Genomic DNA, 6,453 nt, shown 5'->3' on the forward strand with positions numbered 1-6,453 from the left:
GCACTATTGGGGTAGGTTTCGACGTCATGAATGAGGTCGAACTTCCCGAGTGCGGGGTGGCGAGGTTCCTGCTGCTGTTCGACGGGCCGTGGGCGACGCTCATCGTGCGTGAGCTCATGCATGGCCCGCAGCGCTTCGGGGAGCTGCGCGCCGCCCTGCCGGGGATCAGTGCGCACACGCTGACCAGTCGGCTGCGGATGTTCGAGTCGCGCGGCATCGTCACCCGGAGCGCCTACCCCGAGGTGCCGCCCCGGGTGGTCTACGAGCTCACCGAGCTGGGCAGGAGCCTGCGGCCGGTGCTTGACGCGATGAACGAGTGGGGCGCCAGCTGCCCGACGTCGGCCTTCACGCCGCAGCGCGACTCGCGCCGGTGAGGCGCGGGTCGTCGTGGCTCAGCCGAGCAGAGCCAGGACGACCGCGGCGCTGCGGGCGGCGGCCTCCTCGGCGGCGATGTGGAAGTCCTGACCCGCCTCGGGGCCGCACAGGTCGGACACGCCACGCACCGAGACGAAGGGGACGCCGGCGCTCGCCGCCACCTGCGCCAGCGCCGTCGACTCCATGTCCGTGCTCAGCGCCGCGGGGAAGACCTCGCGGGTATCGGCCACATTCGCGGCCGTCACGAAGGAGTTGCCGGCCAGCATCTGACCGACGCGCAGCCGCGCCGCGCCCGACGACGCCGTGGCGCTGCGCAGGGCCTTCTGGCCCACCTCCCCCAGGCGCTCCAGCAGAGCAGGGTCCCCGGCGAAGGACTCCGGCTGGCCCGGGGTCTGGCCGCGGGCGTAACCGAAGGCGGTGGCGTCGGCGTCGGTGTAGGCCAGGGTCGCCGAGGCGCACATGTCGCCGACCTCGACCTGTCGGCCGAGCCCTCCGGTGGTTCCCGCCGAGACGACGGCGCTGGGGCGAACCTGAGCCAGCGTGGCCGCCAGCGCGCTCGCGGCCGCCACAAGTCCGATGCCGCTGCGCACCAGGATGAGCTCGCGCTCGCCGCCGGGCAGCTGGAGTGACCAGGCGCGTGCAGCGCCGAGCAGGGCCGGAGGCCGGGCCCCCGCGCGCTCGGGCAGGGCGTTCAGGAAGGGCTGGGCCTCCTCGGCCATGGCGCAGGAGACGATGACGGGCGCGGCACTGGTGCGACTCACGCGCCGAGCCTACAGAGGGCGCCCGAGCCCTGAAAGTGTCCAGACGGGACGACTTTAGCGGTTGATCGAATCCGGTATCTGTAAGTAACAGGGCGATGACCTGGGCCTTTGTAAACCGCGGTGCGGCTGCTGTGATTCAAAGTCGTCCCGTACGGACAGATTCGCCGCATGGTGGCTCCGTTGTGGCGCTGTAGAGAGTGTGCAGTGGGAGTCGACTGGTAGCTGTGGCCTTCTGTCGTCGGGGATGGTGTCGATGTGCACCTTGTGTGGGGGCGGGATCCGTCGCCTCGACGGGAGGCAGGCTCTGGTACGGAGCGACTCAGGCGTCGCCCGCGTCCGTCGGTGTGCTCAGTCCGATGATGACCGCCTCGATGAGGTCGCGCAGCCTGTCGGAGTCGATGTTCTCGGCGATCGAGTCCATGAAGAGCAGGCTGACGATGTCGGCCAGGCCCGCCGTGGGAACGGTGGGGCGGCGCCCCATGCGGGCGAGAACCTTCTCGACCGTCCCGGACAGTCTGGCGGTGAAGTCGGCGCGAGCCGTTCCGGGGATCGTGGGGCTGTCGGGGTTGCGCAGCTGGAAGAGGGAGTACTCCGTGGTCAGCAGGTAGATGGTGCGCGCCTCGGGGCGGATGGCCTCGAGCAGCTCCATGAGCGAGTCCATCGTGGGGGCGCCCTCGAAGGAGTCGATGGCCTGCGTGACTCGTGACAGCAAGGTGTTGGAGCGCGTGACGATGGCCTCGGTCAGGATGTCCTGGAGCGAGGAGTAGTTGGAATAGAAGGCGCCCCGGGTGAAGCCGGCCTGCTTGACGACGTCGTCAATGCGAGTGCTGGCGATGCCCTTGGAGGCGACGATGTCCGCGGCCGCCTCGATGAGGCGGGCGCGGGTGTTCTCCCGCTTGCGCAATGTGCGCTCGGAGGTGGATGAGTCGGTACTCGGTGTCATGAGACCGCCCACCTTACCGGCGCGGCGGGGGTGCGGGGAGTCACAGCGACTCGGGTTTCAATACATGAATATATCCAGTACGTTTTCGTATCGAATTTGATCGTCTCCGTGCCTCCTGAAAGGTCTCTCATGTCCGCCTTCCTCCTATCCGTGGGCCGGTGGTGCGCTCGCCACGCCACCCGGGTCCTCGCTGCCTGGGCACTGCTCATCGCCGCCCTCGGTGGTGTTGTCGCCACCACCGGTGCCCAGCTCGACGACACCTTCACCATCTCCGGTACCGAGTCGATGCGCGGCCTGGAGGTCCTCTCCGATCGGCTTCCCCAAGCGGCCGGCACGAGCGAGCAGGTCCTCATCACGAGCTCCGACGGCCAGATCGAGAACCACGCCGCGGCCATCAACGCCTTCGCTCTTCGGGCCTCGCAGATCGACGGCGTCGCCATGGTCTCCCCGCCTTTCGGGGATCAGGCCACGGGGGCGGCGTCAACCGTCTCCGCCGACGGCGCCCACGTCCTGGTCCAGGTGCAGGCCGACACCTCGGTCGGCTCGATCACCACCGGAACCACGCCGAAGGCCAAGACCGTTGCCAAGGACCTCGACACCCTGGCCGAACGCACCGAGGCCATGGACTCGTCCCTGACAGTTCGGCGCAGTGGCAACATTGACCAGGAGGTGGGGATCGGCATCTCCGCCGTCGAGCTCGTCGGCGTCGCCATCGCCGCGATCGTCCTGCTCATCACCTTCGGTTCCTTCATGGCTGCGGGTACCCCGCTCATCGCCGCCGCCGTCGGTGTGGGCGTCGGCATGCTCGGCATCCTCGCGACGGCGAGCATCACCGACATCAACTCCACCACCCCGGTCCTGGCCGTCATGATTGGGCTGGCAGTCGGTATCGACTACGCCCTGTTCATCGTCTCGCGGGCGCGCGAGTACCTCGCCGATGGCGTCGATCCGGCCGAGGCCGCCGGGCGGGCCATCGCCACCTCCGGAGGAGCTGTCGTCTTCGCCGGAACCACGGTCATCGTGGCCCTGTGCGGTCTGAGCGTGGCCCATATCAGATTCCTGACCACGATGGGACTGGCCTCGGCGGCAGTCGTGGCGGTAGCCGTACTCGTGGCGCTGACGGTCGTCCCCGCTTTGATCGGCATTTTCGGCGAGCGTCTGCTCCCGCGCCGCCGCAGGGCCGCCGATGGCGGCGCGGACGCGGACCGGAGGCCAGCGTCCCGCTGGGTGCGCGCAGTGACCCGCCGCCCCTGGACGACCATCGGCGCCGTCGTTGTCCTCCTGGGACTGTGCGCCATCCCCGCCAGCGGCCTGCGCCTGGCCCTGACCGACAACGGCTTCGCCGAGAAGGGATCGCAGCAGCGCGAGACCTACGACGCCGTCGCCGCGGCTTACGGCGAGGGCTACAACTCCCCCATCGTCGTGATCGCCGACGTCTCTCAGCCATCCGGTTCCGTCGCCGCGGTCCAGGGCCTGGCCCGTGACCTCTCCCAGCTCGACGGCGTCGAGGGAGTCTCCCTGGCCACTCCCAACCAGGACGGGACCCTCGCCTTCGTCCAGCTCCGTCCCGAGAAGTCGCAGGCCGACCCCGCCACGATGGAGCTCGTGCGCAACATCCGCTCCCACGCAGGCGACTACGAGAGCCGCTACGGGCTCACCGATGTCATGGTCACCGGCCAGACCGCCGTCGCGATCGATGTCGCCGAGGAGCTCAACGCCGCCCTCATCCCCTTCGGCATCGTGGTGGTGGGCCTCTCGTTCATCCTCCTCATGGTGGTCTTCCGCTCCATCGCCGTTCCCGTGACCGCGACCCTCGGGTACCTGCTGTCGCTGGGTGCGGGCATGGGCGCCGTTGGCGCCGTCTTCGGCTGGGGCTGGGCGGCCGACCTCCTGGCCGTCTCCAAGGTGGGCGCCGTCATCTCCTTCCTGCCGGTCATCGTCATGGGAGTTCTGTTCGGGCTGGCCATGGACTACCAGGTCTTCCTCGTCTCACGCATGCGCGAGGAGTGGACCCGACGACGTGGTGACGCGACGCACGCGGCTCGTCGTGAGGCGGCCGCGGCGGCGGTCGAGACCGGATTCCTGGGCAGCGCGAAAGTCGTTGTGGCGGCGGCCGTCATCATGACCGGCGTCTTCATGGCCTTCGTCCACACCGACAACGTCTACGTCAAGCCCATCGCCCTCGGTCTGACCGTCGGGATCGCCGCCGACGCCTTCCTCGTGCGTATGACCCTCATCCCCGCACTCATGGTGGCGCTGGGGGAGAAGGCCTGGTGGCTGCCGGCATGGCTGGACCGGCTGCTCCCCGTCGTCGACGTCGAGGGGGAGGGCCTGGAGCAGGCACTGGAGCAGGAGGAGGCCGATGCCGGCCAGTCGGTCCGATCGGAGACGGACTCCGTGGACGATCAGGCCGAGGACATGGAGGCTGCTGTCGTGTCCTGAGCCCGGCGCTCGCGGTGGTCGGCGGGGCAGGCGGCTTCCCGCCGGCCCCGCCCCGCCGGGTTCTGCGGCCTACGACGGACTACTGCCCTGAACCCTCATCGTCCCGGGAGCCCGTGGCCGCCGTGACGGCCGCGGCCGGGTTGATGGGCAGCGCCCGGGGCGACTGATCCCGGCGCAGCAGGAAGTTGCCCAGCCGGATCGGCCAGGCCACGTGGTTGATCCGCGGCCAGCGCAGCATGACGTAGTCGACGGCGTCGTCCACCTCCAGGCGCCGTGTCGAGTTGCCGACCCGCACCCACAGCGCCGCACCGTCGTGCCCCTTGGCCGGCTTGAGGTAGACCGGCAGCGGGGACGGGGGCGCGGTCACCCGGCACACCTCCGCCGTCCCGTCCGGCGTGGGCGCGAAGTCCACCTGCGGCAGTGCGGCCGCGTTCGTCCCCATGCGCGTGCGCCACATGCCGCGCAGCCACAGCTCGAAGCGGTCGGCGTCGGGCTGCTTGAGGGTCGTGTAGTCGGGGCCGAGCCCGATGAGGTTGCCGCTGTCATCCACCCCGAGCAGGAGCGTGCCGCCCGCGGAGTTCATGAAGGCGGCCACCGTCTTGGCCACGACCTCCTCCATCGCGTCATCGCGCTTGTCCGTGCGCAGGTTCCAGCGCGCCGAGGACTTGAACTCCAGGCGGTCGGACTCGCCCATCTGGGCGACCTCCGCGATCGGCAGGAGCGTGCGATGGTGCTGGAGGCGTGCCAGCACCGCGGAGGTCGCGACCAGTACGACGGCCGCCACGCCGCAGGAGGTCGCCAGCATCTTGACCGAGAACAGGTCGCCCTCCTCGAAGAGCCAGCCCGCCAGCAGCAGCCCCAGCCACAGGCCGACGAGCGCGATGAGCGTGGCCGACGCGTCCGAGACGGTGACCCGCCCGCGCAGCAGGAAGCGCGTCGCCCGCCCCACCAGGTAGGACAGCAGGAGCAGCAGCGGCTGGGCGATGACCCACCAGATGAGGACGGGGTTGGCGGGATTGGCGATGACGGTGCTCTCCATGGTTGTCAACGGTTCTCGTCGCTCTTAGAAATCGGCGGACCGGCCCGCTCAGGCCGTGACCCGTGTCCACTCCTCGCGGGCGGCGAGGAAGCCGCGCACCGCCTCCTGGGCCGCGGCCAGCGAGTGGTTCGCCCCCCAGCCGCACTGAACCTCGTTGGCCGCCGGCACCTCCTCGGCGTCGAGGATGTCGCGGAAGGCGGCCTCCAGCAGCGGCAGGAACTCCTCGGTCCCCACCCCCAGCATCAGGGCGTAGAAGCCGGTCTGGCAGCCCATGGGGGAGAAGTCGATGAGGCGGTCGGTGTGGTTGCGCATGAGCTCGGCGCTCAGGTGCTCGATGGAGTGCACGGCCTCCATCTCCAGGTGGGCGCGGTTGGGTTGGCAGAAACGCACGTCGTACTTGACCAGGACGTCTCCTCCCGGCAGCTCCTTGCGGTCGGCCACGCGCACATAGGGCGCGGCCACCTTGGTGTGGTCCAGGTTGAAGGACTCGACGTTCATCCTCGGCGTGCTCTGCTCGCTCGTGTCGCTCATGGGGTCAGCCTACGGGGCGGGGACGAGGCAGGATGGGGGCATGAGATCACTGGCGCGCATCGTCGCGGGGCCCGACGGCGCCCCCACCCTGGTCCTTCTTCACGGCATCACCGGTTCCGCGGTCTCCTTGGCCGAGGCGATCGACCACTGGGTGGGGCGCAGTTACCGGGTCGTCGCAGTCGATGCCCGCGGGCACGGCCTGTCCCCGCGGTGGGAGCCGACCCAGCTCGAGCGGGCCGGGGAGGTGCTGGTGGAGGACCTCATCGCCGTCCTGGAGGACCTTGCCGCCGCCTCGCGCGGCCGGGCCGCCCTGGGCCTGCCGACGCCGCCGGCCCCGGTCGTCATCGGGCACTCGATGGGCG

7 protein-coding genes are annotated in these 6,453 nt (G+C 69.9%); 3 read left to right on the plus strand and 4 right to left on the minus strand.

Annotated elements, in window-relative coordinates; translation table 11 throughout:
* Positions 1-26 precede the first annotated feature (26 nt).
* Complete coding sequence (locus tag HMPREF9056_RS03130; RefSeq protein WP_009402710.1) at positions 27-374, plus strand: helix-turn-helix domain-containing protein; 348 nt, start codon at positions 27-29, stop codon at positions 372-374.
* An 18-nt stretch (positions 375-392) separates the two neighbouring features.
* Here HMPREF9056_RS03130 and mtnN read toward each other — a convergent pair whose 3' ends face one another.
* A complete protein-coding gene (mtnN, locus tag HMPREF9056_RS03135) occupies positions 393-1,136 on the minus strand; it encodes a 5'-methylthioadenosine/S-adenosylhomocysteine nucleosidase (protein WP_034513562.1) in 744 nt (247 codons plus the stop codon).
* 319 nt (positions 1,137-1,455) lie between these two features.
* Positions 1,456-2,079 (minus strand): TetR/AcrR family transcriptional regulator, encoded by a 624-nt coding sequence (locus HMPREF9056_RS03140; RefSeq protein WP_009402713.1) that lies wholly within the window; start codon positions 2,077-2,079, stop codon positions 1,456-1,458.
* A gap of 129 nt (positions 2,080-2,208) precedes the next feature.
* Here HMPREF9056_RS03140 and HMPREF9056_RS03145 point away from each other — a divergent pair, with 129 nt between their 5' ends.
* Positions 2,209-4,521 (plus strand): MMPL family transporter, encoded by a 2,313-nt coding sequence (locus HMPREF9056_RS03145; protein WP_009402715.1) that lies wholly within the window; start codon positions 2,209-2,211, stop codon positions 4,519-4,521.
* Between the two features lie 79 nt (positions 4,522-4,600).
* Here the strand turns inward: HMPREF9056_RS03145 and HMPREF9056_RS03150 are convergent, their stop codons facing one another.
* Complete coding sequence (locus tag HMPREF9056_RS03150) at positions 4,601-5,569, minus strand: helix-turn-helix domain-containing protein (protein ID WP_050792979.1); 969 nt, start codon at positions 5,567-5,569, stop codon at positions 4,601-4,603.
* Between the two features lie 39 nt (positions 5,570-5,608).
* The gene (locus tag HMPREF9056_RS03155; RefSeq protein WP_009402720.1) at positions 5,609-6,091 is read right to left on the minus strand and encodes an S-ribosylhomocysteine lyase; all 483 of its coding nucleotides are present in this window, start codon (positions 6,089-6,091) and stop codon (positions 5,609-5,611) included.
* A gap of 40 nt (positions 6,092-6,131) precedes the next feature.
* Here HMPREF9056_RS03155 and HMPREF9056_RS03160 point away from each other — a divergent pair.
* A partial coding sequence (locus tag HMPREF9056_RS03160; protein WP_034513564.1) for an alpha/beta hydrolase occupies positions 6,132-6,453 on the plus strand: 322 nt, incomplete at its 3' end.

The organism is Actinomyces sp. oral taxon 170 str. F0386, from assembly GCF_000195595.1.
In the GTDB taxonomy this organism is placed as follows: Bacteria; Actinomycetota; Actinomycetes; order Actinomycetales; family Actinomycetaceae; genus Actinomyces.

Excerpts from the sequence above, each read along its gene's own strand:
- HMPREF9056_RS03130 (WP_009402710.1), top strand. The coding sequence starts at position 27 with ATGAATGAGGTCGAACTTCCCGAGTGCGGGGTGGCGAGGTTCCTGCTG.
- HMPREF9056_RS03140 (WP_009402713.1), bottom strand. The coding sequence starts at position 2,079 with ATGACACCGAGTACCGACTCATCCACCTCCGAGCGCACATTGCGCAAG.
- HMPREF9056_RS03145 (WP_009402715.1), top strand. The coding sequence starts at position 2,209 with ATGTCCGCCTTCCTCCTATCCGTGGGCCGGTGGTGCGCTCGCCACGCC.
- HMPREF9056_RS03155 (WP_009402720.1), bottom strand. The coding sequence starts at position 6,091 with ATGAGCGACACGAGCGAGCAGAGCACGCCGAGGATGAACGTCGAGTCC.